Below are 26,375 nucleotides of genomic sequence, written 5' to 3'. Positions count from 1 at the left end.
GCATCATGCGTTGTTAGCTCAGTCGGACAGAGCAATTGCCTTCTAAGCAATCGGTCACTGGTTCGAATCCAGTACAACGCGCCAGACTTATTTTTCCCGGCTCGCTTTGGCGGGCCTTTTTTGTATCCGCGCCACGCCCGGCGCATATCAAAAATCACAGGGTCTTACAGAAATGATTCAGCTTCATTGCGGCGACTGTCTTGATATCATGCCGCACATACCGACAGGCAGCGTGGACCTGGTTTTATGCGACCCGCCATACGGGACCATAAAAGGGCTTCCTCTTCGCACATGGAGTGGAGAGACGTAACCGGCTCATTTAAACCGTCTGGTCTGTTTCCTCCGGCTCTACAAAAATAATGTCCATCATTTTTAATGGACACTATCGTATGAAACACCGGACCTGGATCACTGAAGCTTTACGTCTTCACTTTGAAGAACATTTACCCCGGGTTGTGGCCGGGCGTCGCCTGGGTGTACCAAAATCAACAGTTTGTAGTATGTTCGTGCGCTTTCGGAGAGCTGGCCTTTCGTGGCCTTTGCCCGCAGGCATGTCGGAGCAGGAACTTGATGCCTGCCTTTACGGACAATTTTCCACGGTACCAGTCGTACGTCCTGAAAGCACCGTTATATCCGAAGCCCCCGTGGTAAAAAAACGTCCCCGGCGGCCCAACTTCCCTTATGAGTTTAAAATCGCCTTAGTGGAGAAGTCACTGCAGCCCGGAGCCTGTGTGGCGCAGATCGCCCGGGAAAACGGAATCAACGATAACCTGCTCTTCAACTGGCGCCATCAATACCGGAAAGGTGGCCTGCTGCCTTCCGGAAAAAATATGCCGGCACTGCTTCCCGTGACGTTAACGCCGGAGCCGGATAATAAAATCCCGGCCCCCGCACAGGAACCAGAGCAGATAAATACACCGTCCGACAGTCTGTGTTGTGAGCTGGTTCTGCCGGCCGGAACTCTCAGGCTTAAAGGTAAACTGACGCCGGCGTTATTACAGACACTTATCCGCGAAATAAAAGGGAGCAGCCACTGATGATATCTCTCCCTGCAGGTTCGCGTATCTGGCTGGTTGCAGGTATCACCGATATGCGAAATGGCTTTAACGGCCTGGCATCAAAAGTTCAGAACGTCCTGAAGGATGACCCGTTCTCCGGACACCTGTTCATCTTCCGCGGACGCCGGGGTGACCAGATAAAAGTGTTGTGGGCTGACAGTGACGGACTGTGCCTCTTCACCAAACGCCTGGAGCGGGGCCGCTTCGTCTGGCCAGTCACCCGTGACGGCAAGGTGCACCTTACTCCGGCTCAGTTATCCATGCTTCTTGAAGGTATCAACTGGAAGCACCCGAAACGAACGGAACGCGCTGGAATCCGCATATAACCCGTTGTAAAGTGAGGATATGGACACCTCACTTGCTCATGAGAACGCCCGCCTGCGGGCACTGTTGCAGACGCAACAGGACACCATCCGCCAGATGGCTGAATACAACCGCCTGCTCTCACAGCGGGTGGCGGCTTATGCTTCCGAAATCAACCGGCTGAAGGCGCTGGTTGCGAAACTGCAACGTATGCAGTTCGGTAAAAGCTCAGAAAAACTTCGTGCAAAAACCGAACGGCAGATACAGGAAGCACAGGAGCGAATCAGCGCACTTCAGGAAGAAATGGCGGAAACGCTGGGTGAGCAATATGACCCGGTACTGCCATCCGCCCTGCGCCAGTCTTCAGCCCGTAAACCGTTACCGGCCTCACTTCCCCGTGAAACCCGGGTTATCCGGCCGGAAGAGGAATGCTGTCCTGCCTGTGGTGGTGAACTCAGTTCTCTGGGATGTGATGTGTCAGAGCAACTGGAGCTTATCAGCAGCGCCTTTAAGGTTATCGAAACACAACGTCCGAAACAGGCCTGTTGCCGGTGCGACCATATCGTGCAGGCACCAGTACCTTCAAAACCCATTGCACGCAGTTATGCCGGAGCGGGGCTTCTGGCCCATGTTGTCACCGGGAAATATGCAGACCATCTGCCGTTATACCGCCAGTCAGAAATATACCGTCGTCAGGGAGTGGAGCTGAGCCGTGCCACACTGGGGCGCTGGACAGGTGCTGTTGCTGAACTGCTGGAGCCGCTGTATGACGTCCTGCGCCAGTATGTGCTGATGCCCGGTAAAGTCCATGCTGATGATATCCCCGTCCCGGTCCAGGAGCCGGGCAGCGGTAAAACCCGGACAGCCCGGCTGTGGGTCTACGTCCGTGATGACCGTAACGCCGGTTCACAGATGCCCCCGGCGGTCTGGTTCGCGTACAGTCCGGACCGGAAAGGTATCCATCCACAAAATCACCTGGCCGGTTACAGCGGTGTGCTTCAGGCCGATGCTTACGGTGGTTACCGGGCGTTATACGAATCCGGCAGAATAACGGAAGCCGCGTGTATGGCTCATGCCCGGAGAAAAATCCACGATGTGCATGCAAGAGCGCCCACCTACATCACCACGGAAGCCCTGCAGCGTATCGGTGAACTGTATGCCATCGAGGCAGAGGTCCGGGGCTGTTCAGCAGAACAGCGTCTGGCGGCAAGAAAAGCCAGAGCCGCGCCACTGATGCAGTCACTGTATGACTGGATACAGCAACAGATGAAAACACTGTCGCGTCACTCAGATACGGCAAAAGCGTTCGCATACCTGCTGAAACAGTGGGATGCACTGAACGTGTACTGCAGTAATGGCTGGGTGGAAATCGACAACAACATCGCAGAGAACGCCTTACGGGGAGTGGCCGTAGGCCGGAAAAACTGGATGTTCGCGGGTTCCGACAGCGGTGGTGAACATGCGGCGGTGTTGTACTCGCTGATCGGCACATGCCGTCTGAACAATGTGGAGCCAGAAAAGTGGCTGCGTTACGTCATTGAACATATCCAGGACTGGCCGGCAAACCGGGTACGCGATCTGTTGCCCTGGAAAGTTGATCTGAGCTCTCAGTAAATATCAATACGGTTCTGACGAGTCGCTTACGGAGAGACGACAACCTGGGACGATGTGATTTTACCGGAGAAGTTGTTTTCTTTGTGTGAGCGTGTATTGCGGGTGAATGGTGCGCTGGTACTGTTCGCTCAGGAGCTGTACACAAGTCAACTGATAACCAGTGCACACGGGAACCTGCCTTTTTCGTACCGGCTTGTGTGGAAAAAAGAGCATTTTGCTAATCCACTGAGTGTCCGTAAGGCTCCGGTATCGTTGTTTGAGGACGTGTTGGTATTTTTCAAAAAATACGATTCTGAAAAAACACACTCCCTCAGGGAGTACAGCCGTAGGGTCCTGGAGTTCACGGGGCTTAAATCCGGTAAGGCCGTTAATAAAGTTCTCGGTCATCGTCGTGCGGAGCATTTTTTCCAGTATGACACCCTGCAATTTGGATTGTGTACGCGCAGCACATACAGTGAGCTCGTATCCCGATTTGATATAGAGCGAATGGCGGGGTTTCTCACGTATGACGAGATGTTGAATATACACCGCCGGATTGCTGGCAGAGTATTTAATCTGCCACCGGGTCAGAAATATAAACCGAACGTGCTGGAGTACGACCGGGAGCGCGAACGATATCACCCGACACAAAAGCCGGTAGCGTTACTGGAGGACCTGATTCAGACCTACAGCAATCCGGGTGACACCGTTCTGGATTTCACAATGGGGAGTGGTTCAACGGGTGTGGCCTGCGTTAATACTGGCCGGCGGTTTATTGGTATCGAGAAAGAACCACAATATTTTGGTGTGGCATCTGAACGAATTGATGGCGCACCGATCCCAGCTACACAAATCTGAATAACACCACGCAAAATTGAACCGCCCCGGAAATCCTGGAGACTAAACTCCCTGAGAAAGAGGTAAACAGGATGACTAAAAATACTCGTTTTTCCCCCGAAGTCCGTCAGCGGGCGATTCGTATGGTTCTGGAAAGTCAGGATGAATATGACTCACAGTGGGCGGCAATTTGTTCCATTGCCCCAAAGATTGGCTGTACGCCGGAGACTCTGCGTGTCTGGGTTCGCCAGCATGAGCGGGATACCGGGGGCGGTGATGGTGGGCTCACCAGCGCTGAACGTCAGCGTCTGAAAGAGCTGGAACGTGAAAATCGTGAACTGCGCCGCAGTAACGATATCCTTCGCCAGGCTTCCGCTTATTTTGCGAAGGCGGAGTTCGACCGCCTCTGGAAAAAATGATGCCACTGCTGGATAAGCTGCGTGAGCAGTACGGGGTCGGACCGGTATGCAGCGAACTGCATATTGCCCCGTCAACGTATTACCATTGTCAGCAACAGCGACATCATCCGGATAAACGCAGTGCCCGTGCGCAGCACGATGACTGGCTGAAGAGAGAGATACAGCGCGTATACGATGAAAATCATCAGGTGTACGGTGTGCGTAAAGTCTGGCGTCAGTTGTTACGGGAAGGAATCAGGGTGGCCAGATGTACAGTGGCGCGCCTCATGGCGGTTATGGGACTTGCCGGTGTTCTCCGGGGTAAAAAGGTCCGCACTACCGTCAGCCGGAAAACCGTTGCCACAGGTGACCGCGTAAACCGTCAGTTCGTGGCAGAACGTCCTGACCAGCTGTGGGTGGCTGATTTTACTTACGTCAGCACATGGCAGGGCTTCGTCTATGTGGCGTTTATCATTGATGTGTTTGCCGGATACATCGTGGGGTGGCGGGTCTCATCGTCTATGGAAACGACATTCGTGCTGGATGCGCTGGAGCAGGCGTTGTGGGCCCGTCGTCCGTCTGGCACCATCCATCACAGCGATAAAGGCTCTCAGTATGTGTCACTGGCCTATACGGAGCGACTAAAAGAAGCCGGATTACTGGCATCAACAGGGAGTACAGGCGACTCGTATGACAACGCGATGGCTGAGAGCATCAATGGTCTTTACAAAGCGGAGGTAATACACCGTAAGAGCTGGAAAAACCGTGCAGAAGTGGAACTGGCCACACTAACGTGGGTGGACTGGTATAACAATCGACGATTGCTGGGAAGGCTGGGCCATACTCCTCCGGCAGAAGCAGAAAAAGCTTATTATGCTTCCATCGGAAACAATGATCTGGCAGCCTGAGTTCACAGATAAAACACTCTCCAGGAAACCCGGGGCGGTTCAAAGGCATCTGCGGGTACCTTTGATTGGGTGTTGTTTTTACGGGCCGCTGGTGGCCTTTTTTGTTTCCATTACACAACGCCCGCATCTGCGAGGTGGGGGTTATGAAATCCATGGACAAAATTTCAACGGGCATTGCCTACGGCACCTCCGCAGGCAGTGCTGGCTACTGGTTTTTACAGTGGCTTGATCAGGTCAGTCCGTCACAGTGGGCTGCGATTGGTGTACTGGGGAGTCTGGTTCTGGGCTTCCTGACTTATCTGACAAATCTGTACTTCAAAATCAGAGAAGACAAGCGTAAGGCTGCACGGGGAGAGTAATTCAATGACTCAAAACTATGAACTGATTGTGAAAGGGATCCGCAATTTTGAGAATAAAGTTACGGTAACTTTAGCGTTACGGGACAAAAAACGCTTTGACGGTGAAATTTTTGACCTGGACATCTCGCTGGACCGTGTTGAAGGTGCCGCGCTGGAGTTTTATGAAGCAGCAGCCAGAAGGCGCATCAGACAGGTCTTCCTGGATGTTGCTGCCGGGTTATGTGAAGGGGATGAGCAGTCGCCGGAAAAGCGCCCCGTAATTTTAGAGGCGCAGAATGTGTGGATAACCTACAAAGGAGAGCTACCAGGAAGAATTACTGGTTCTCTGAAGACTCCTCCGGAATCACAACCTTAAGTCACTGACCGGAACAGATAAACCTGTCCGTGGGCAGAAACCGATAAATCCTGATAAATATCCATGAACGCAAAAATCAGATACGGCCTGTCGGCTGCCGTTCTGGTGCTGATTGCTGCAGGCGCGTCTGCTCCTCAAATACTTGACCAGTTTCTGGATGAAAAAGAGGGTAACCACACTACGGCATACCGCGATGGTTCCGGTATATGGACCATCTGCCGTGGAGCCACCCGGGTGGATGGTAAGCCTGTTATTCCTGGCATGAAGCTGTCAAAGGAAAAATGCGACCGGGTTAACGCCATTGAACGTGATAAGGCGCTGGCATGGGTGGCGAAAAACATCAAAGTGCCACTGACTGAACCCCAGAAAGCGGGGATCGCGTCATTCTGCCCGTATAACATTGGCCCCGGTAAGTGTTTCCCGTCGACGTTTTATAAACGAATTAATGCAGGCGATCGCAGGGGAGCGTGTGAAGCGATTCGCTGGTGGATAAAAGATGGTGGGCGCGATTGCCGCATACGTTCAAATAACTGCTATGGACAGGTTATTCGTCGTGACCAGGAAAGCGCATTAGCCTGTTGGGGGATAGATCAGTGAGCAGAGTCGCCGCGATTATTTATGCTCTGGTTATCTGCATCATCGTCTGCCTGTCGTGGGCGGTCAATCATTACCGTGATAACGCCATCGCCTACAAAGAACAGCGTGATAAAAAAGTCAGTGAGCTGAAGCAGGCGACCGCCACCATCGCTGACATGCAGCAGCGCCAGCACGATGTTGCTGCGCTCGATGCAAAATACTCGAGGGAATTAGCCGATGCGAGAGCTGAAAATGAAACTCTGCGTGCTGATGTTACCGCTGGTCGTAAGCGCCTGCGGATCAACGCCACCTGTCCAGGCTCCGTGCGTGAAGCCACCGCCACCGCCCGCGTGGGCAATGATGCCAGCGTCGAACTCTCTCCAGTTGCTGGACGAAACGTTCTCGGTATCAGAGACGGAATCATCAGCGACCAGGCAGCATTGAGAACGCTTCAGGAATATATCCGTACTCAGTGCCTGAAATAGTTTTTTCAATGCGTTGTATCGTCGCCGTATTTCCGCATTAACAGAGACCGCAGCCCTACGGGGAGACTCCTCTGCGCGAGTGTGCGGGGATAATCAAAAACGATACACACCGGGGTTTACTGCGTTAACGGAGCGCGGCGTTGTCCCCTCATAGTCGCCTGGCCGGTGCGATGGTGGAAGAAACCGGAACACATTACAAAATGATAACAATTATCATTTTTCGGGTCCTCCTGGCGGGGTGGGCCTGTACACGGGGCGGGTCGGCGCGGAAAAAAGCGCATTTTTGTGATTTTATCGTCATCATCATCATGTATGTAAGCTGTTGTTTTTAATGTAATTGATGCAAAAAAGATGATGGTTGTGGCCAATTTTTGTTCGACATCTTTGGGTGGCGGCATTTCTTTACAAAAAAAACAGAATCACTTCTGTTCAGAGGGGTATGTGGAGGAGGCGTAGATGGACGGCGAGCTGAAAAATATGAAGTTAAATATTAATCAACTGGCAGCCCTTTCAGGCCTGCACCGGCAGACCGTTACCGCAAGAATGGCGGATGTTCCTCTTGCTCCGGGCAGTAATGAGAAGAAAAAACTTTATCTCCTGACGGACCTGATTACTGCGCTGCTGGCAAAAACACCATCCACCGAAGATGAGGAGATGAATCCACACGATCGCAAGGCATGGTATCAGTCCGAGCGCGAGCGTCTTAAATTTCAGCATGAAACTGTTCAGCTTGTCCCTGTCAGTGATGTCAGGCGGTCGTTTTCTGTCGTGGTGAAAGCGATAGTTCAGGTACTGGAAACCTGGCCTGACCGGCTGGAGAGGGACCGGGGGTGGACTGCATCACAACTGAATGAAGTACAGATTGTGGTTGATGAGATCCGCGACACACTGGAAAAGGCAGTCATTGACTGTTGTGATGAGGCCGATATGTGAATCAGGTGAACGAGAGCCATAGCCGCGCATCCGATATCTGGCGCGAAGTGGCCTCGCTGTTTCGCCCACCTGGCCGGTTACCAGTAGCGGAAGCCATCAGGCGTTATATGCGGGTACCACGGGGAGCCAACACTTCCGGTCCGTGGGAGTCATCACTGACGCCCTATATGATTGACCCCATTAATACATTATCAGCCCGTGAATATGACGCGGTGGTGTTTGTAGGACCGGCGCGGACCGGGAAAACCGAAGGGCTGATTGATGGCTGGATTGTGTACGGCATCATCTGTGATCCGGCGGATATGCTGGTGGTGCAGATGACCGAGACCAAGGCGCGGGAACACTCCAGAACGCGTCTTTCCAGAACGTTTCGTCACAGCCCGGAGGTCAGTAAGCGTCTCAGTCCTTCCCGTAATGACAACAACGTCCACGATAAAATGTTTCTTGACGGCTCCTTCCTGAAGATTGGCTGGCCGTCGATCACCGTATTTTCCTCCTCGGATTACCGTCGTGTGGCGCTGACGGATTATGACCGTTTCCCTGAAAACGTGGACGGGGAAGGGGATGCCTTCACCCTGGCATCAAAGCGTACCACCACCTTTATGTCTTCCGGGATGACCTTGGTCGAGAGTTCACCCGGGCGGGATATCACTGACACCAAATGGCGATGTGGCGGCACACATGAGGCACCCCCAACAACGGGGATCCTGTCCCTGTATAACCGGGGAGACCGCCGTCGGTGGTACTGGCCGTGTCCGCACTGTGGGGAATATTTTCAGCCGGTGATGGATAACATGACCGGTTACCGGAATAACCCTGATTTTGTGGCTGCCGGGCAGGCGGCCCGCCTGATGTGTCCGCACTGCTGCGGCCTGATTGCTCCGGAACAGAAACGTGAACTGAATAACCAGGGGATCTGGCTTCGTGAAGGTGAACGGGCGGCGGCGGACGGCAGTATCACCGGAACGCCACGAAATTCCCGGATTGCGTCATTCTGGATGGAGGGGCCGGCTGCGGCGTTTCAGACCTGGGAACAACTGATTTTTAAACTGCTGGCGGCAGAAGAAGAGTATGAGCGAACCGGCAGTGAAGAGACCCTGAAAGCGGTGGTGAACACCGATATCGGACGACCCTATCTGCCCCGTTCAGCCACGGAACAGCGTAAAAGTGAACTGCTTGAACAGCGTGCCGAGCCGTTTCCCCGGCGATCTGTGCCGGATGGTGTGCGTTTTATTGAGGCAACGGTTGACGTACAGGGCGGTAAAAATCGCCGTTTTGTTGTGCAGATCACCGGATACGGAGAGCAGGGGGAACGCTGGATTGTTGATCGCTACAACATCCGGCATTCACTGCGCTGCAGTCCCAACGGTGAAAGTCTGCCGGTTGATCCGGCGGCATATCCGGAGGACTGGGATTTGTTGCTGACGGATGTGTTCCATAAAACATGGCCGCTGGCTTCTGATCCGGATGTGCGCATGCGTCTGATGGCCATGGCGGTGGATACGGGAGGGGAAGCCGGGGTGACAGATAACGCCTATCGTTTCTGGCGTCGTTGCCGGAGTGACGGACTGGGCAACAGGGTGTTTCTGTTCAAGGGGGATGGTCTTCGCCGTGACAGGCTGATTAACCGTACCTTCCCGGATAATACCGGCAGAAGTGCCCGCCGTGCCAGAGCCAGTGGCGATGTCGCGCTGTGGCTGGTTCAGACGGATGCGTTTAAGGACCGTGTAAATAATGCCCTGTGGCGTGACACACCGGGGCCGAACTATATCCACTTTCCCGACTGGCTGGGGCGGTGGTTTTACGATGAGCTGACCTATGAAGAGCGCGGCAGTGACGGAAAATGGCGAAAACCGGGCAGGGGCGCTAACGAGGCGTTTGACCTGCTGGTTTATGCGGATGCGCTTGCCGTTCTGCATGGTTACGAAAAGATCCGCTGGCCCTCCGCACCGGACTGGGCACAGCGGGAAACGTGGCTCGTCTTCCCGCAGGAGCGTTCTGGTGAAACGGCATCCCCGGAACTGACGGCCGGGGCAGAAAAACGCCGTCGCCGGAAGAAAAAACTGCGGACGGAGCGTGCGGAAGATAATCCATGGATAACATCAGGAGGCTGGTTGTGAGCACAGAAGAAGCCAGAGAAATGATACAGCGGTACCGTGAAGCGGAAATGGCCGTACTGGAGGGGAAGTCTGTCACCTTCAACGGACAGCAACTGACGCTGGAAAGCCTTTCTCAGATCCGCGCCGGACGTCAGGAGTGGGAACGCAGGCTTGCCGCGATGGTGAGCCGCAGGCGGGGAAAACCGGGATTTAAACTGGCGAGGTTTTAATGGCAATTATTGATGATGTGATAGGCGTGTTCTCTCCAGGCTGGAAAGCGGCCAGACTGCGTTCAAGGGCGTTAATCATGGCCTATGAGGCGGTGAAACCGACCCGGACACATAAAGCCCGGCGTGAAAATCGATCTGCTGATCAACTCAGTAAATATGGCGCGGTTTCCCTGCGGGAGCAGGCCCGTTTTCTGGATATCAATCATGACCTGGTGATTGGTGTGTTTGACAAGCTTGAAGAGCGGGTGATTGGTGCCAGAGGAATTACTGTGGAGCCTCAGCCATTACGAAAAAACGGGGAAATGGCGGCAGAGCTGGCTGCGGATATCCGCCGGTTGTGGGCTGAATGGTCCGTGAGTCCGGATGTGACAGGGCAGTATACCCGTCCCGTGCTTGAGCGTTTACTGCTGCGGACCTGGCTGCGGGATGGTGAAGTGTTTGCGCAGATGGTCAGTGGTGCGGGAAACGGTCTGGAACGGACGGCGGGAGTGCCATTCTGGCTTGAAGCGATGGAGCCGGATTTTGTTCCCATGCACAGTGATGAATCCGCCGGGCTGAATCAGGGGGTTTTTCTTGATGAGTGGGGCAGACCGAAAAAATATCTGGTTTATAAAAATTATCCGGTCAGTGGTCGGCAGAGTGATACGAAAGAAATCGCCGCCGGAAAAATGATCCACCTGAAGTTCACTCGTCGTCTGCATCAGACGCGAGGCTCATCCATGTTATCGGGGGTGCTGATGCGGATCAGTGCCCTTAAGGAGTATGAGGATGCGGAACTGACAGCGGCGCGTATTGCTGCGGCGCTGGGACTGTATATCCGTAAAGGTGACGGACAGGACTATGAAGATCCGGGGATCAAAGAAACCGAGCGGGAAGTCCATATCACCCCGGGGATTATTTATGACGATTTGCGCAAGGGCGAGGATATCGGCATGGTCAAATCCGATCGTCCCAATCCCAACCTTGAAACTTTCCGCAACGGCCAGTTGCGTGCAGTGGCAGCTGGCAGTCGTCTGAGTTTTTCCAGTGCGGCGCGTAACTATAACGGCACCTACAGCGCCCAGCGGCAGGAGCTGGTCGAGTCCACGGATGGTTACCTGATCCTGCAGGACTGTTTTATTGGTGCGGTAACCCGCCCGGTGTACCGGACATGGCTGAATATGGTGGTTGCGGCAGGTCTGCTGAAAATTCCGGCGGATGTGGAGATGAAGACGCTATATAACGCGACGTATTCCGGTCCGGTGATGCCGTGGATCGACCCGGTTAAGGAGGCTGAAGCCTGGCGGATACAGATCCGGGGTGGTGCCGCGACGGAATCCGACTGGATCCGCGCAGGCGGGCGCAACCCGGATGAGGTCAAACGTCGCCGTAAGGCTGAAACTGAGGAAAATCGCAGGCTGGGGCTGGTCTTTGATACTGACCCCGCTAACGACAAAGGAGGCAACAGTGCCGGAACTGAACAACAGCGTCAGCAGGCCACCGACAGCCAGCATGAAGAATAAATCCTGGTTCAGGATGCAGGCGGGTGGTCAGGGTGAGGCGGATATTTATATTTATGATGAGATTGGTTTCTGGGGCGTCACCGCGAAGCAGTTTGTCAGCGATATGAATGCCCTGGGTGATATCACCCACATTAATCTCCACATCAACTCACCGGGTGGCGATGTCTTTGAAGGCATCGCCATTTTTAATGCCCTGAAAAATCACGGTGCGGCCATTACCGTGTATGTGGATGGCGTTGCCGCCTCGATGGCATCCCTGATTGCGATGGCCGGTGACACGGTCATTATGCCGGAAAATGCCTTCATGATGATCCATAAACCCTGGGGGATCAGCGGTGGTGATGCGGAGAAAATGCGCACTTATGCCGAACGTCTGGACAAACTTGAGTCGGTTATGGTGCCGGTATATGCGCAGAAAACCGGAAAAACCACCGATGAAATTGCCGCCATGCTGGCGGATGAGACCTGGATGTCCGGTGCCGAGTGTCTGGCACACGGATTTGCTGACCAGGTGACGCCAGCCGTTAAGGCAATGGCATGTATTCAGTCAAAACGTACAGAGGAATTTAAAAAGATGCCGGAATCCATCCGAAATATGATCACGCAGCCACACAACAGTGCCCCGCGTGATACCACAGTGACAATCCCTGCACCGGCGGTAACAGAACCATCACCGGTACCGGCAGTGTCTGATGAGGCGACCATTCGCGCCCGCGTTATGGCTGAGCAGAAAGCCCGCATGTCAGGCATTAACGATCTGTTTGCCATGTTTGGCGGGCGCTATCAGGCGCTTCAGGCGCAGTGTGTGGCCGATCCTGACTGTTCGCTGGAAATGGCCCGCGAGCGCCTTCTGAATGAAATGGGCAAGGAGTCCTCGCCGACCAACAAAAACACACCGGCCCATATTTATGCCGGAAACGGCAATTTTGTGGGAGACGGGATCCGCCAGGCGATGCTGGCCCGTGCCGGATTTGAAAATGTCGAGAAGGATAATGTCTATAACGGGATGACCCTGCGTGAATGGGCTCGCATGTCACTGACCGAGCGTGGTATTGGGGTGGCCAGTTATAACCCCATGCAGATGGTCGGGCTGGCGCTGACGCACAGCACCTCTGATTTTGGCAATATTCTGCTGGATGTGTCGAACAAGGGGCTGATCCAGGGCTGGGAGGAATCAGAAGAAACCTTCCAGAAGTGGACCCGTAAGGGACGCCTGTCAGACTTCAAAACAGCGTATCGCGTGGGGATGGGCGGTTTTGGTTCTCTGCGTCAGGTTCGTGAAGGGGCGGAGTATAAATACATCACCACCTCAGATCGCAAGGAGACCATTGCTCTGGCCACTTACGGGGAGATTTTCTCCATCACCCGCCAGGCCATTATCAATGATGACCTGAATATGCTGGTTGACGTGCCGATGAAGATGGGGCGTGCGGCGAAGGCAACGATTGGTGACCTGGTCTACAAGGTGCTGACGGATAACCCGAAACTGTCAGACGGTAAGGCGCTGTTCCATGCCGATCACAAAAATATTGCCACCGGCGGGATCTCCGTTTCCGGACTGGATGCGGCCCGTCAGATGATGCGCCTGCAGAAAGAAGGCGATCGCGCCCTGAATATCCGCCCGGCCTTCATGCTGGTCCCTGTGGCACTGGAGACGGTGGCGAACCAGACCATCAAATCGGCCAGTGTGAAAGGGGCGGATGCAAACGCCGGTGTCATTAACCCTATCCAGAACTTTGCTGAGGTGATTGCGGAAGCGCGTCTTGATGCGGCAGATCCGAAAACCTGGTATCTTGCGGCGGCACAGGGCACCGACACCATTGAAGTGGCCTGGCTCGATGGTGTGGACACGCCATACATTGATCAGCAGGAAGGTTTCACCACTGACGGCATTGCCACAAAAATCCGTATTGATGCCGGAGTGGCACCACTTGACTGGCGCGGGCTGGTGCGTTCGTCGGTGGCCTGATAACCGCGTTATCACAATCACTGCCCGAAAGGGCTTTTTTTATGCCTGAAAAACAGCCCCACAGGGGCTGTCCGGAGAAACAGCATTATGGCGAAAAATTTTGTACAGGACGGTACCACCATTGAACTGGTGAATGCCGGAGATCAGACCATCCTGAGCGGTGCCGCGGTGGTGGTCGGCAGTATGGTGGCAGTGGCCATTACCGATATTCCTGCCGGTGATGTCGGTGACGGTTTTGCCGAAGGCGTGTTCCTGCTGCCCAAACAGTCTGCTGACGATATTCAGGCCGGCGCGGTGGTTTATCTGAAGGACGGGGTTGTGCAGCTGGCTGCAGACGGTGCGGTGGCAGCGGGGGTAGCCTGGGAAAATGCTCCAGCAAACAGCGCCACTGTGGCGGTAAAAATCAATGTCTGATCTGTTTACGCGAATGTGTTGCCGGATGGACGTGGCGACCGTTCGGATGATGGGCAAACAGGCGGAGATTAACGGCGTCGTGTACGACGTGATGCCGGAGGAAGAGTCTGCGGAGATGGGGGCGCTTTCCGGCAGTCAGTTGTCACTGGTGGTGTTTTCAGCGCAGTACCGGCCGGCCCGCGATGATGTGGTTGTGTTTGACGGTCGCTCACTGGTGGTGACCCGTTATGACACGTACAACGGTAAACCCCGGATTTTTGTCGAGCAGGAGTAAGTATGGCGATAAAGGGAATGGCTCAGGCTATGCGAAATCTTGATGCGCTGGATCGCCGTGCCGTTCCCCGTGCGGCAGCCACCACGCTTAACCGTGTGGCGGAGTCCATCATCGCGAAAACGGCTTCTTCTGTTGCCCGTGAACTGGCGGTTCCACGCCGTCTCATCCGTGCCCGTATCCGTTTAAGTCGGGCACGGGCCGACAAGGTCAACGCAAAGGTTTACATCAATACCGGTAATCTGCCTGCAATAAAACTCGGGGAGGCCCGCGTGAGACTTTCCCGAAGCAAGCGGAGAAAGAAAGGTGAGCGTTCGGTCACGAAAGGCGGTGGCAGTGTGCTGATTGTCGGGAAACGGCGGATCCCGAATGCTTTTATTACCCGGCTGGAAAATGGCCGGTGGCATGTGATGCAGCGTATGCCGTGGGCGACGTCGTCAACCGGTGTTGACCGTAAGGGCAGGCCAGCGCGTTATCGTCTGCCGATTGAGGTGGTGAAAATACCGACGGCCAGACCGCTGGCGGAAACCTTTGAGCGCGAACGTGACCGGATGTACCGGGAGAAATTACCGGAACAGATGATGAAAGCCATGGCGTATCAGTTACGTCTCGTTATGAAACGAAAACTGTGAGGAGGTGGAATGAAACACCGGGAAATACGGGCGGCCGTTCTGTCAGCCCTGAAGGAAAATATTGTTGAGCGGGTGACATGGTTTGACGGGCGACCTGCTTTTATTGACGAGCTGGAACTTCCGGCAGTGGCGGTCTACCTGACGGATGCGTCGGCAGCTGACGAGTTCGTTGATGAGGACACCTGGGAGGCGGTACTGCATATCGAGGTGTTTCTCAGGGCGAAAGAAACGGATTCGGCACTGGATATGTGGATGGAAGAGAAAATCCTTCCTGCGCTGGAGGCGGTTCCCGGCCTCAGTGCGTTACTGCTGAAGATGAATCTTCAGGGGTATGACTACCGCCGGGATGATGAGTTTATGATGTGGGGATCGGCAGATCTCCTGTGGAAAATTACCTACGAGATGTGAGGACGATATGGCAATACCAAATCCTCTTGAGCCGGTGAAAGGTTCCGGCACCACACTATGGGTGTACACCGGCACTGGTGATGCTTATGCCAACCCGTTGTCAGACGATGAGTGGACGCGCCTGGCAAAAATAAAGGATCTGACCCCCGGCGAGATGACGGCAGAATCCTACGATGATAACTATCTGGATGATGAGGATGCTGACTGGGTATCCACCGGGCAGGGGCAGAAATCTGCCGGTGACACCAGTTTTACGCTGGCCTGGAAGCCGGGCGAGAAAGGGCAGCGCGATTTGATCGCCTGGTTTGACAGCAGTGAGACCCGGGCCTACAAAATCCGTTTCCCGAACGGCACGGTGGATGTGTTCCGTGGCTGGGTGAGCGCCATTGGTAAAGCGGTGACCGCCAGAGAGGTGATCACCCGTACCGTGAAGATCACCAATATCGGCCGTCCGTCGCTGGCGGAAGATCAGGGGGACATCACGCCGGTCACCGGTATTACCGTGACGCCATCAACGGGCAATGTGGCAAAAGGTCAGAATATCACCCTGACTGTGGCCGTTCAGCCGGAAGGGGCGACGGATAAAACCTTCCGCGCCACGTCAGCGAATCAGAATTTCGCCACCATTACCGTGAAAGGGAACACGATCACGGTGAAAGGTGTTGCGGCCGGTAAAGCGCAGATCCCTGTGGTGACCGGAAATGGTCAGTTTGCGGCAGTGGCAGAAATTACCGTCACGGATGGTGCTGCGGGTTAAGCTGAGGGAGTGATAAAAGCATGTTTCTGAAAACAGAACAATTTGAATATAACGGCGTGTCCGTCACCCTTTCCGAACTGTCTGCGCTGCAGCGTATTGAGCATCTTGCCCTCCTGAAACGGCGGGCAGAAGAGGCTGAAGCCAGCGGCAACCTGCAGGTGAGCGTGGAAGACCTTGTCAGAACCGGGGCGTTTCTGGTGGCGATGTCCCTGTGGCATAACCATCCACAGAAAACGCAGTCACCGTCAATGAATGAGGCCGTGATGAAGATAGAGCAGGAAGTGCTCACCACCTGGCCTGCTGATGCCATTGCCCGGGCGGAAGAAGTGGTGTTGTGCCTGTCCGGGATGAGTGAGCCTGTTCATGTGGATACGGATATCACCGAAGTGGCGAAAAATAATGCGCTTACTGATGATGATTTTTCTGCGGGAAAGTCTTCGACGGCGAGCTGAATTTTGCCCTCAGACTGGCGCGTGAGATGGGGAGGCCTGACTGGCGCGCCATGCTTGCCGGGATGACATCCACCGAATATGCCGACTGGCACCGTTTTTACCGCACGCATTATTTTCAGGATACCCAGCTGGATATGCATTTTTCCGGGCTGATGTACGCCGTACTCAGCCTGTTTTTTTGCGATCCGGATATGCATCCGGCGGATTTCAGTCTGCTTGCACCCCGACGTGATGATGAGCAGACGGAGATGCCGGATGAGGACGATATGCTGATGCGGAAAGCGGCAGGACTTTCTGGTGGTGTCCGCTTTGGGGCTGACGGGAAGGAAATCGTTACGGTCAGTGATGACATGCGGAGCAGTACAGAGGATGAAGCCATGCTGATGATGGTGTCTGAGGGAATTCCAGGAGGTGTACGCTATGGCGGGTAATTTTGCCGATCTGACAGCTGTTCTTACACTGGATTCAACCCGTTTTTCTGAAGAGGCTGCACGGGTAAAGAAAGAACTGGGTGAAACCAGTGACCTTGCGGATTTGATGGCCGGGCGTGTCAGCCAGTCTTTTAAGAAACAGGCCACTGCCGTTGAACAGGGCCTGAGCCGTCAGGCGCTGGCTGCACAAAAAGCCGGGATTTCCGTCGGGCAGTATAAAGCGGCCATGCGTACCCTGCCTGCACAGTTTACGGATATCGCCACGCAGCTTGCCGGTGGTCAGAATCCCTGGCTTATTCTGCTGCAACAGGGCGGTCAGGTGAAGGACGCCTTCGGCGGGATGCTCCCCATGTTCAGGGGGCTTGCCGGTGCGATCACCCTGCCGATGGTCGGGGTCACCTCGCTGGCGGTGGCGACAGGTGCGCTGGCGTATGCCTGGTACCAGGGGGATTCCACGCTTTCAGCGTTTAATAAAACCCTGGTTCTTTCCGGTAATCAGTCCGGACTGACTGCCGATCGCATGCTGACGCTCTCCAGAGCCGGACAGGCAGCAGGGCTGACGTTTAACCAGGCGAGTGAGTCACTGGCAGCCCTGGTGAATGCCGGTGTGCGTGGTGGTGAACAGTTTGATGCCATCAACCAGAGTGTGGCGCGTTTTGCTTCTGTATCCGGTGTGGAAGTGGACAAGGTTGCAGAGGCTTTTGGAAAGCTGACCACCGACCCGACGTCGGGACTGATGGCTATGGCGCGCCAGTTCCGTAACGTGACGGCAGAGCAGATTGCGTATGTTGCGCAGCTGCAGCGTTCGGGTGATGAGGCAGGGGCCTTACAGGCGGCGAACGATATCGCCACAAAAGGCTTTGATGAGCAGACCCGTCGCCTGAAAGAAAACATGGGGACGCTGGAAACCTGGGCGGATAAAACCGGGAAGGCATTCAAATTGATGTGGGATGCCATCCTGGATATCGGTCGTCCTGAATCCTCAGCGGATATGCTCGCCAGTGCGCAGAAGGCATTTGATGAGGCGGATAAAAAATGGCAGTGGTACCAGAGCCGGAGTCAGCGCCGGGGAAAGACCTCCTCTTTCCGTGCCAACCTTCAGGGTGCATGGGATGACCGTGAAAATGCCCGTCTGGGGCTGGCGGCAGCCACGCTGCAGTCGGATATGGAAAAAGCCGGTGAACTGGTGGCAAGGGACCGGGCTGAGCGTGAGGCGTCACAGCTGAAGTATACCGGAGAGGCGCAGAAGGCGTATGAGCGCCTGCTGACGCCACTGGAGAAATATACTGACCGGCAGGAAGAGCTGAATAATGCCCTGAAAGACGGGAAAATCCTGCAGGCGGATTACAACACGCTGATGGCGGCGGCGAAAAAGGATTATGAATCGACGCTGAAAAAACCGAAGTCGTCAGGTGTCAAAGTGTCAGCCGGGGAGCGTCAGGAAGACCGGGCGCATGCAGCCCTGCTGACGCTTCAGGCAGAACTCCGGACGCTGGAGAAGCATGCCGGAGCGAATGAGAAAATCAGCCAGCAGCGCCGGGATTTGTGGAAGGCGGAGAGTCAGTTCGCGGTACTGGAGGAGGCGGCGCAACGTCGCCAGCTGTCTGTACAGGAGAAATCCCTGCTGGCGCATAAAGACGAGACGCTGGAGTACAAACGCCAGCTGGCTGCACTTGGTGACAAGGTTACGTATCAGGGGCGCCTGAACACGCTGGCGCAGCAGGCGGATAAATTCGCACAGCAGCAACGGGCAAAACGAGCGGCTATTGATGCGAAAAGCCGGGGGCTGACTGACCGGCAGGCAGAACGGGAAGCCACAGAACAGCGCCTGAAGGAACAGTATGGCGATAATCCTCTGGCGCTGAATAACGTCATGTCAGAGCAGAAAAAGACCTGGGCGGCTGAAGACCTGCTTCGCGGGAGCTGGATGGCAGGCCTCAGGTCCGGCTGGAGCGAGTGGAAAGAGAGTGCCACGGACAGCATGTCGCAGGTTAAAAGTGCTGCCACGCAGACCTTTGACGGTATTGCACAGAATATGGCGGCGATGCTGACCGGCAGTGAACAGAACTGGCGCAGCTTCACCCGTTCCGTGCTGTCCATGATGACAGAAATTCTGCTTAAGCAGGCAATGGTGGGGATTGTCGGGAGTATCGGCAGCGCCATTGGCGGGGCTGTTGGTGGCGGCGCATCAGCATCAGGCGGTACAGCCATTCAGGCCGCTGCGGCGAAATTCCATTTTGCGACCGGGGGATTTACGGGAACCGGCGGCAAATATGAGCCAGCGGGGATTGTTCACCGTGGTGAATTTGTCTTCACGAAGGAGGCAACCAGCCGGATTGGCGTGGGAAATCTCTACCGGCTGATGCGCGGCTATGCGGAAGGTGGTTATGTGGGCGGTGCCGGAAGTCCGGCGCAGATGCGGCGGGCGGAAGGCATTAATTTTAATCAGAACAATCACGTGGTGATTCAGAACGACGGTACGAATGGTCTGCCAGGTCCACAGATGATGAAGGCAGTGTATGACATGGCCCGCAAGGGTGCCCGTGATGAAATTCAGGCACAGATGCGCGATGGTGGTCTGTTCTCCGGAGGTGGACGATGAAGACCTTCCGCTGGAAAGTGAAACCCGGTATGGATGTGGCTTCGGCCCCTTCCGTAAGAAAGGTGCGCTTTGGTGATGGCTATTCCCAGCGTGCGCCTGCCGGGCTGAACGCTGACCTGAAAACGTACAGCGTGACGCTTTCTGTCTCCCGCGAGGAGGCCACGGCACTTGAGTCGTTTCTGGCTGAGCACGGGGGCTGGAAATCCTTTCTGTGGACGCCGCCTTATGAGTGGCGGCAGATAAAGGTGACCTGCGCAAAATGGTCGTCGCGGGTCAGTATGCTGCGTGTTGAGTTCAGCGCAGAGTTTGAACAGGTGGTGAACTGATGCAGGATATCCAACAGGAAACACATCATGAGACGACACGCCTCACTCAGTCAGCCCAGGTGGTGCTCTGGGAAATCGATCTGACAGTGGTCGGTGGAGAACGTTATTTTTTCTGTAATGAGCAGAACGAAAAAGGTGAGCCGGTCACCTGGCAGGGGCGACAGTATCAGCCGTATCCCATTCAGGGGAGTGGTTTTGAACTGAATGGCAAAGGCACCAGTACGCGCCCCACGCTGACGGTTTCTAACCTGTACGGTATGGTCACCGGGATGGCGGAAGATCTGCAGAGTCTGGTCGGCGGAACGGTGGTCCGGCGTAAGGTCTACGCCCGTTTTCTGGATGCGGTGAACTTCGTCAACGGAAACCGTGACGCCGATCCGGAGCAGGAGGTGATCAGCCGCTGGCGCATCGAGCAGTGCAGCGAACTGAGCGCAGTCAGTGCCTCTTTTGTACTGTCCACGCCGACGGAAACGGACGGCGCTGTTTTTCCGGGACGTATTATGCTGGCCAACACCTGCACCTGGACCTATCGCGGCGATGAGTGCGGTTATCACGGTCCGGCGGTCGCGGATGAATATGACCAGCCAACGTCCGATATCACGAAGGATAAATGCAGCAAATGCCTGAGCGGTTGTAAGTACCGCAATAATGTCGGCAACTTTGGCGGCTTCCTTTCCATTAACAAACTTTCGCAGTAAATCCCATTTTATGACACAGACTGAATCAGCGATTCTGGCGCACGCCCGGCGGTGTTCGCCTGCGGAATCGTGCGGCTTCGTGGTGAGAACGCCGGAGGGAGACAGGTATCTTCCCTGCGTGAATATCTCCGGTGAGCCGGAGGCGTATTTCCGGATGTCGCCGGAGGACTGGCTGCGGGCAGAAATGCAGGGTGAGATTGTGGTGCTGGTCCACAGCCACCCCGGTGGACTGCCCTGGCTGAGTGAGGCCGACAGGCGGCTGCAGGTGCAGAGTGATTTGCCGTGGTGGCTGGTCTGCCGGGGGGCGATTCACAAGTTCCGCTGTGTGCCACATCTTACCGGGCGACGCTTTGAGTACGGGGTGACGGACTGTTACACGCTGTTCCGGGATGCTTACCATCTGGCGGGGATTGAGATGCCGGATTTTCATCGCGGGGATGACTGGTGGCGTAACGGCCAGAATCTCTATCTGGATAATCTGGAGGCAACTGGTTTTTACCGTGTCGCACTGACAGCGGCGCAGCCGGGCGATGTGCTACTGTGCTGTTTTGGTTCATCGGTGCCGAATCATGCCGCCATTTACTGTGGTGATGGCGAGCTGCTGCACCATATTCCTGAACAACTGAGCAAACGAGAGAGGTATACCGACAAATGGCAGCGACGCACACACTCCCTCTGGCGTCACCGGGCATGGCACGCATCTGCCTTTACGGGGATTTACAACGATTTGGCCGCCGCATCGACCTTCGTGTGAAAACGGGGGCCGAAGCCATCCGGGCGCTGGTCACACAGCTCCCGGCGTTTCGTCAGAAACTGAGCGACGGCTGGTATCAGGTACGGATTGCCGGGCGGGACGTCAGCACGTCCGGGTTAACGGCGCAGTTACATGAGACTCTGCCTGATGGCGCTGTGATTCATATTGTTCCCAGAGTCGCCGGGGCCAAGTCAGGTGGCGTATTCCAGATTGTCCTGGGGGCTGCCGCCATTGCCGGATCATTCTTTACTGCCGGAGCCACCCTTGCAGCATGGGGGGCAGCCATTGGGGCCGGTGGTATGACCGGTATCCTGTTTTCTCTCGGTGCCAGTATGGTACTTGGTGGTGTGGCTCAGATGCTGGCACCGAAAGCCAGAACTCCCCGTACACAGACAACGGATAACGGTAAGCAGAACACCTATTTCTCCTCACTGGATAACATGGTTGCCCAGGGCAATGTTCTGCCTGTTCTGTACGGTGAAATGCGCGTGGGGTCGCGGGTGGCTTCTCAGGAGATCAGCACGGCAGACGAGGGGGACGGTGGTCAGGTTGTGGTGATTGGTCGCTGATGCAAAATGTTTTATGTGAAACCGCCTGCGGGCGGTTTTGTCGTTTATGGAGCGTGAGGAATGGGTAAAGGCAGCAGTAAGGGGCATACCCCGCGTGAAGCGAAGGACAACCTGAAGTCCACGCAGTTACTGAGTGTGATTGATGCCATCAGCGAAGGGCCGATTGAAGGTCCGGTGGATGGATTAAAAAGCGTGCTGCTGAACAGTACGCCGGTGCTGGACACTGAGGGGAATACCAACATCTCCGGTGTCACGGTCGTGTTCCGGGCAGGTGAGCAGGAGCAGGCACCGCCGGAGGGATTTGAATCCTCCGGTTCCGAGACGGTGCTGGGTACGGAAGTGAAATACGACACGCCGATCACCCGGACCATCACATCTGCAAACATTGACCGATTGCGCTTTACCTTCGGTGTGCAGGCTCTGGTGGAAACCACTTCAAAGGGGGACCGGAATCCGTCGGAAGTCCGCCTGCTGGTTCAGATTCAGCGTAACGGTGGCTGGGTGACGGAAAAAGACATCACCATTAAGGGCAAAACCACCTCGCAGTATCTGGCCTCGGTGGTGGTGGATAATCTGCCGCCGCGCCCGTTCAACATCCGGATGCGCAGGATGACGCCGGACAGCACCACAGACCAGCTGCAGAACAAAACGCTCTGGTCGTCATACACCGAAATCATCGATGTGAAACAGTGCTATCCGAACACGGCACTGGTCGGCGTGCAGGTGGTTTCGGAGCAGTTCGGCAGCCAGCAGGTGAGTCGTAATTATCATCTTCGCGGGCGTATTCTGCAGGTGCCGTCGAATTATAACCCGCAGACGCGGCAATACAGCGGTATCTGGGACGGAACGTTTAAACCGGCATACAGCAACAACATGGCCTGGTGTCTGTGGGATATGCTGACCCATCCGCGCTACGGCATGGGGAAACGTCTTGGTGCGGCGGATGTGGATAAATGGGCGCTGTATGTCATCGGCCAGAATTGCGACCAGTCGGTGCCGGACGGCTTTGGCGGCACGGAGCCGCGCATCACCTGTAACGCTTACCTGACCACACAGCGTAAGGCGTGGGATGTGCTCAGTGATTTCTGTTCGGCGATGCGCTGTATGCCGGTATGGAACGGGCAGACGCTGACGTTCGTGCAGGACAGACCGTCGGATAAGGTGTGGACCTATAACCGCAGTAATGTGGTGATGCCGGATGATGGCGCGCCATTCCGCTACAGCTTCAGCGCCCTGAAGGACCGCCATAATGCCGTTGAGGTGAACTGGATTGACCCGGATAACGGCTGGGAGACGGCGACAGAGCTTGTTGAAGATACGCAGGCCATTGCCCGTTACGGTCGTAACGTCACGAAGATGGATGCCTTTGGCTGTACCAGGCGGGGGCAGGCGCACCGCGCCGGGCTGTGGCTGATTAAAACGGAACTGCTGGAAACGCAGACCGTGGACTTCAGCGTGGGTGCCGAAGGGCTTCGCCATGTACCAGGCGATGTCATTGAAATCTGTGATGATGACTATGCGGGGATCAGCATCGGTGGGCGTGTGCTGGCAGTGAACAGCCAGACGCGGACACTGACGCTCGACCGTGAAATCACGCTGCCATCCTCCGGCACCACGCTGATAAGCCTGGTTGACGGTGAGGGTAATCCGGTCAGTGTGGAGGTCCAGTCCGTCACCGACGGCGTGAAGGTGAAAGTGAGCCGGGTTCCTGACGGCGTTGCCGAGTACAGCGTGTGGGGGCTGAAGCTGCCGACGCTGCGCCAGCGCCTGTTCCGCTGCGTGAGTATCCGTGAGAACGACGACGGCACGTATGCCATCACCGCCGTGCAGCATGTACCGGAAAAAGAAGCCATCGTGGATAACGGGGCGCACTTTGACGGCGACCAGAGCGGCACGGTGAATGGTGTCACACCGCCAGCGGTGCAGCACCTTACCGCCGAAGTCACCGCAGACAGCGGGGAGTATCAGGTACTGGCCCGCTGGGACACGCCGAAGGTGGTGAAGGGCGTGAGCTTCATGCTTCGCCTGACCGTGGCAGCGGACGACGGCAGTGAGCGGCTGGTCAGCACAGCCCGGACAACGGAAACCACATACCGCTTCAGACAACTGGCGCTGGGGCGTTATATGCTGACGGTCCGGGCGGTAAATGCCCGGGGGCAGCAGGGTGATCCGGCGTCGGTATCGTTCCGGATTGCGGCACCGGCAGCGCCTGTCACTATTGAACTGATACCGGGGTATTTTCAGATAACGGCAGTCCCGCGTCTTGCGGTGTATGACCCGACGGTGCAGTTTGAGTTCTGGTTCTCGGAAAATCAGATTACGGATATCCGGCAGGTTGAAACCACAGCCCGCTATCTTGGTACGGCGATGTACTGGACAGCTGCCAGTATTAATATCAGGCCGGGCCATGATTATTACTTTTATATCCGCAGTGTGAACATCGTCGGTAAATCAGCGTTTGTGGAAGCTGTCGGCCAGCCGGTTAATGATGCTGAGGTGTATCTCAATTTTTTTGAAGGGAAAATAAACAGCACCCTGCTGGGGCAGGAGCTGAACGATCGTATTAATGCCTCGGCATTGCGCAGTGAAGTTGAGCAACTGGAGGATGAGATCAATCAGCAGATAGAGAGTGATATTGCTGAAGTGACCCAAAAAATCGGGGAGACAGAAAACAGCCTCACACAGCTGGTTGCGAAAAAAAATGATGAGCTGTCACTGGGTATATCACAGGTGAGCCAGAGAGTGGATAACGTCAGCAGCGAACTCACGCAGACGGTCAGTCAGAGTAATGAGGAGAATGCACGCCAGATAGCGCAGGTTCGCCAGTATGTGGATCAAAAAAGCAGTGAAATCATGACGACAACGGACCAGAAGCTGGGAGATCAGGAGGCCACCATCCAGCAGATACAAAAGGTTCAGACGGACACCAGTAATAACCTGAACAGTATGTGGGCCGTGAAACTGCAGCAGATGCAGGATGGTCGCCTTTATATTGCGGGTATCGGTGCCGGTATTGAGAACACCCCTGACGGCATGCAGAGTCAGGTGCTGCTGGCGGCAGACAGGATTGCGATGATTAATCCTGCAAATGGCAACACAAAACCGATGTTTGTTGGTCAGGGTGATCAGATATTCATGAATGAAGTGTTCCTGAAATATCTGACGGCTCCCACCATTACCAGCGGCGGTAATCCTCCTGCATTTTCCCTGACACCGGACGGAAAGCTGACCGCTAAAAATGCCGATATCAGCGGTAACGTGAATGCGAACTCCGGGACGCTCAACAACGTCACGATAAATGAGAACTGTCAGATTAAGGGGAAACTGTCAGCCAATCAGATTGAAGGCGATCTCGTTAAAACAGTGGGCAAAGCTTTCCCCCGGGACTCCCGTGCACCGGAACGGTGGCCATCAGGGACCATTACCGTCAGGGTTTATGACGATCAGCCGTTTGACCGGCAGATTGTTATTCCGGCGGTGGCATTCAGCGGCGCTAAACATGAGAAAGAGCATACTGATATTTACTCCTCATGCCGTCTGATAGTGCGGAAAAACGGTGCTGAAATTTATAACCGTACCGCGCTGGATAATACGCTGATTTACAGTGGTGTTATTGATATGCCGGCTGGTCATGGTCACATGACACTGGAGTTTTCGGTGTCAGCATGGCTGGTAAATAACTGGTATCCCACAGCAAGTATCAGCGATTTGCTGGTTGTGGTGATGAAGAAAGCCACTGCAGGCATCACGATTAGCTGAATTTTATAACCCAGATACGGGCGCCAGAAATGGCGCCTTTTTTATTGCAGAAAAGCGAGAGGTAATTATGCGTAAATTATGTGCTGTTATTCTGTCTGCAGTAGTCTGGCTGGTCGCCGCTGGTACGCCAGCGAGTGCAGCAGAGCATCAGTCCACACTAAGCGGCGGGTATCTTCAGTCCCATACTGATATGCCCGGAAACGATGACCTGAAGGGCATTAACGTGAAATACCGTTATGAATTTACGGACACGCTGGGGCTGGTGACGTCATTCAGCTATGCAGGAGACAAGAATCGCCAGCTGACCCGTTACAGTGATACCCGCTGGCATGAAGATTCCGTTCGTAACCGCTGGTTCAGCGTAATGGCGGGGCCGTCTGTGCGCGTGAATGAATGGTTCAGCGCGTATGCGATGGCGGGTGTGGCTTACAGCCGTGTGTCGACTTTCTCCGGGGATTATCTCCGCGTAACTGACAATAAGGGGAAAACGCACGATGTGCTGACCGGAAGTGATGACGGTCGCCACAGCAACACGTCTCTGGCGTGGGGAGCTGGCGTGCAGTTTAACCCGACCGAATCCGTGGCCATTGATATTGCTTATGAAGGCTCCGGCAGTGGCGACTGGCGCACTGACGGTTTCATCGTGGGTGTCGGTTATAAATTCTGATTAGCCAGGTAACACAGTGTTATGACAGCC

Annotated in this window: 28 protein-coding genes, 1 tRNA gene and 1 other annotated feature; all 29 genes read left to right on the top strand. The window is 55.1% G+C overall.

Annotated elements, in window-relative coordinates; genetic code table 11:
* The first annotated feature begins 7 nt into the window (after positions 1 to 7).
* The 29 genes from QUF14_RS11440 to QUF14_RS11295 all read left to right on the top strand — a co-directional run bounded on the left by QUF14_RS11440 (position 8) and on the right by QUF14_RS11295 (position 26,345).
* A tRNA-Arg gene (locus QUF14_RS11440) sits at positions 8 to 84 on the top strand.
* 275 nt (positions 85 to 359) lie between these two features.
* Entirely contained in the window at positions 360 to 1,037 is a 678-nt protein-coding gene (tnpA, locus tag QUF14_RS11435) for an IS66-like element accessory protein TnpA (RefSeq protein ID WP_100733974.1), read from the top strand.
* Positions 1,037 to 1,384 (top strand): IS66 family insertion sequence element accessory protein TnpB, encoded by a 348-nt coding sequence (gene tnpB / locus QUF14_RS11430; RefSeq protein ID WP_000624622.1) that lies wholly within the window; start codon positions 1,037 to 1,039, stop codon positions 1,382 to 1,384. The genes tnpA and tnpB overlap by 1 nt, the downstream gene beginning before the upstream one ends.
* Before the next feature lie 19 nt (positions 1,385 to 1,403).
* On the top strand, positions 1,404 to 2,975 hold the full coding sequence (locus QUF14_RS11425; RefSeq protein ID WP_000381395.1) for an IS66-like element ISCro1 family transposase: 1,572 nt from the start codon (positions 1,404 to 1,406) through the stop codon (positions 2,973 to 2,975).
* A gap of 54 nt (positions 2,976 to 3,029) precedes the next feature.
* Positions 3,030 to 3,812 carry a DNA-methyltransferase gene (locus QUF14_RS11420; RefSeq protein ID WP_249822551.1) on the top strand — a complete coding sequence of 261 codons (783 nt, stop codon included), beginning with the start codon at positions 3,030 to 3,032 and terminating at the stop codon, positions 3,810 to 3,812.
* Positions 3,813 to 3,883: 71 nt separating this feature from the next.
* A protein-coding gene (locus tag QUF14_RS11415; protein ID WP_371829233.1) for an IS3 family transposase occupies positions 3,884 to 5,097 on the top strand; the annotation gives its coding sequence in 2 pieces (ribosomal slippage) (positions 3,884 to 4,172 and positions 4,172 to 5,097; 1,215 coding nt in all).
* Positions 4,165 to 4,281: a sequence feature (AL1L pseudoknot), on the top strand. (Overlaps the previous gene by 117 nt.)
* Positions 5,098 to 5,240: 143 nt before the next feature.
* Positions 5,241 to 5,456, top strand: a complete 216-nt coding sequence (locus tag QUF14_RS11410; protein ID WP_000839572.1) for a class II holin family protein — start codon at positions 5,241 to 5,243, stop codon at positions 5,454 to 5,456.
* Positions 5,457 to 5,460: 4 nt separating this feature from the next.
* Positions 5,461 to 5,811, top strand: a complete 351-nt coding sequence (locus QUF14_RS11405; RefSeq protein ID WP_000193267.1) for a YdfR family protein — start codon at positions 5,461 to 5,463, stop codon at positions 5,809 to 5,811.
* A 63-nt stretch (positions 5,812 to 5,874) separates the two neighbouring features.
* Positions 5,875 to 6,408, top strand: coding sequence for a lysozyme (locus QUF14_RS11400; protein WP_100733854.1), 534 nt, complete (start codon positions 5,875 to 5,877; stop codon positions 6,406 to 6,408).
* Entirely contained in the window at positions 6,405 to 6,872 is a 468-nt protein-coding gene (locus QUF14_RS29020) for a lysis protein (protein ID WP_052934284.1), read from the top strand. The genes QUF14_RS11400 and QUF14_RS29020 overlap by 4 nt, the downstream gene beginning before the upstream one ends.
* A gap of 456 nt (positions 6,873 to 7,328) precedes the next feature.
* Positions 7,329 to 7,805, top strand: coding sequence for a DUF1441 family protein (locus QUF14_RS11385; protein ID WP_040091145.1), 477 nt, complete (start codon positions 7,329 to 7,331; stop codon positions 7,803 to 7,805).
* Positions 7,802 to 9,925 (top strand): phage terminase large subunit family protein, encoded by a 2,124-nt coding sequence (locus QUF14_RS11380; RefSeq protein ID WP_042965930.1) that lies wholly within the window; start codon positions 7,802 to 7,804, stop codon positions 9,923 to 9,925. The genes QUF14_RS11385 and QUF14_RS11380 overlap by 4 nt, the downstream gene beginning before the upstream one ends.
* Positions 9,922 to 10,134, top strand: coding sequence for a DUF6148 family protein (locus QUF14_RS11375; protein WP_000102415.1), 213 nt, complete (start codon positions 9,922 to 9,924; stop codon positions 10,132 to 10,134). The genes QUF14_RS11380 and QUF14_RS11375 overlap by 4 nt, the downstream gene beginning before the upstream one ends.
* The gene (locus QUF14_RS11370; protein WP_040091148.1) at positions 10,134 to 11,636 is read left to right on the top strand and encodes a phage portal protein; all 1,503 of its coding nucleotides are present in this window, start codon (positions 10,134 to 10,136) and stop codon (positions 11,634 to 11,636) included. The genes QUF14_RS11375 and QUF14_RS11370 overlap by 1 nt, the downstream gene beginning before the upstream one ends.
* Positions 11,626 to 13,605 (top strand): ClpP-like prohead protease/major capsid protein fusion protein, encoded by a 1,980-nt coding sequence (locus tag QUF14_RS11365; protein ID WP_135564911.1) that lies wholly within the window; start codon positions 11,626 to 11,628, stop codon positions 13,603 to 13,605. The genes QUF14_RS11370 and QUF14_RS11365 overlap by 11 nt, the downstream gene beginning before the upstream one ends.
* A gap of 87 nt (positions 13,606 to 13,692) precedes the next feature.
* Positions 13,693 to 14,019, top strand: coding sequence for a DUF2190 family protein (locus tag QUF14_RS11360; protein WP_040091150.1), 327 nt, complete (start codon positions 13,693 to 13,695; stop codon positions 14,017 to 14,019).
* Complete coding sequence (locus tag QUF14_RS11355) at positions 14,012 to 14,293, top strand: DNA breaking-rejoining protein (RefSeq protein ID WP_052934290.1); 282 nt, start codon at positions 14,012 to 14,014, stop codon at positions 14,291 to 14,293. Before QUF14_RS11360 ends, QUF14_RS11355 begins: the two co-directional genes overlap by 8 nt.
* Positions 14,294 to 14,295: 2 nt before the next feature.
* Positions 14,296 to 14,922 (top strand): phage tail protein, encoded by a 627-nt coding sequence (locus QUF14_RS11350; protein WP_040091152.1) that lies wholly within the window; start codon positions 14,296 to 14,298, stop codon positions 14,920 to 14,922.
* A 9-nt stretch (positions 14,923 to 14,931) separates the two neighbouring features.
* Entirely contained in the window at positions 14,932 to 15,330 is a 399-nt protein-coding gene (gene gpU / locus QUF14_RS11345) for a phage tail terminator protein (RefSeq protein ID WP_040091154.1), read from the top strand.
* 7 nt (positions 15,331 to 15,337) lie between these two features.
* Positions 15,338 to 16,087: a phage tail protein gene (locus QUF14_RS11340; protein WP_040091156.1), complete on the top strand. Its 750-nt coding sequence runs from the start codon at positions 15,338 to 15,340 to the stop codon at positions 16,085 to 16,087.
* Positions 16,088 to 16,107: 20 nt separating this feature from the next.
* Complete coding sequence (gene gpG, locus QUF14_RS11335; protein WP_052934292.1) at positions 16,108 to 16,539, top strand: phage tail assembly chaperone G; 432 nt, start codon at positions 16,108 to 16,110, stop codon at positions 16,537 to 16,539.
* A 26-nt stretch (positions 16,540 to 16,565) separates the two neighbouring features.
* Positions 16,566 to 16,970, top strand: coding sequence for a phage tail assembly protein T (locus QUF14_RS11330; RefSeq protein WP_052934293.1), 405 nt, complete (start codon positions 16,566 to 16,568; stop codon positions 16,968 to 16,970).
* Complete coding sequence (locus QUF14_RS11325) at positions 16,960 to 19,572, top strand: phage tail tape measure protein (protein WP_286333516.1); 2,613 nt, start codon at positions 16,960 to 16,962, stop codon at positions 19,570 to 19,572. Before QUF14_RS11330 ends, QUF14_RS11325 begins: the two co-directional genes overlap by 11 nt.
* Entirely contained in the window at positions 19,569 to 19,898 is a 330-nt protein-coding gene (locus QUF14_RS11320; protein WP_021535896.1) for a phage tail protein, read from the top strand. Before QUF14_RS11325 ends, QUF14_RS11320 begins: the two co-directional genes overlap by 4 nt.
* Positions 19,898 to 20,596 (top strand): phage minor tail protein L, encoded by a 699-nt coding sequence (locus QUF14_RS11315; RefSeq protein ID WP_040089961.1) that lies wholly within the window; start codon positions 19,898 to 19,900, stop codon positions 20,594 to 20,596. Before QUF14_RS11320 ends, QUF14_RS11315 begins: the two co-directional genes overlap by 1 nt.
* A 10-nt stretch (positions 20,597 to 20,606) precedes the next feature.
* Positions 20,607 to 21,350: a C40 family peptidase gene (locus QUF14_RS11310; RefSeq protein WP_047085485.1), complete on the top strand. Its 744-nt coding sequence runs from the start codon at positions 20,607 to 20,609 to the stop codon at positions 21,348 to 21,350.
* A complete protein-coding gene (locus tag QUF14_RS11305; RefSeq protein WP_040089958.1) occupies positions 21,347 to 21,919 on the top strand; it encodes a tail assembly protein in 573 nt (190 codons plus the stop codon). The genes QUF14_RS11310 and QUF14_RS11305 overlap by 4 nt, the downstream gene beginning before the upstream one ends.
* Positions 21,920 to 21,979: 60 nt before the next feature.
* The gene (gene gpJ, locus QUF14_RS11300) at positions 21,980 to 25,678 is read left to right on the top strand and encodes a phage attachment tail tip protein J (protein ID WP_286333515.1); all 3,699 of its coding nucleotides are present in this window, start codon (positions 21,980 to 21,982) and stop codon (positions 25,676 to 25,678) included.
* Between the two features lie 67 nt (positions 25,679 to 25,745).
* Complete coding sequence (locus QUF14_RS11295) at positions 25,746 to 26,345, top strand: Ail/Lom family outer membrane beta-barrel protein (protein WP_047085483.1); 600 nt, start codon at positions 25,746 to 25,748, stop codon at positions 26,343 to 26,345.
* The last annotated feature ends 30 nt before the right edge of the window (positions 26,346 to 26,375 follow it).

This window comes from Escherichia sp. HH091_1A, from assembly GCF_030295175.1.
GTDB lineage: Bacteria > Pseudomonadota > Gammaproteobacteria > Enterobacterales > Enterobacteriaceae > Escherichia > Escherichia coli_F.
This window is presented reverse-complemented; position numbering and strand designations above follow the sequence as displayed.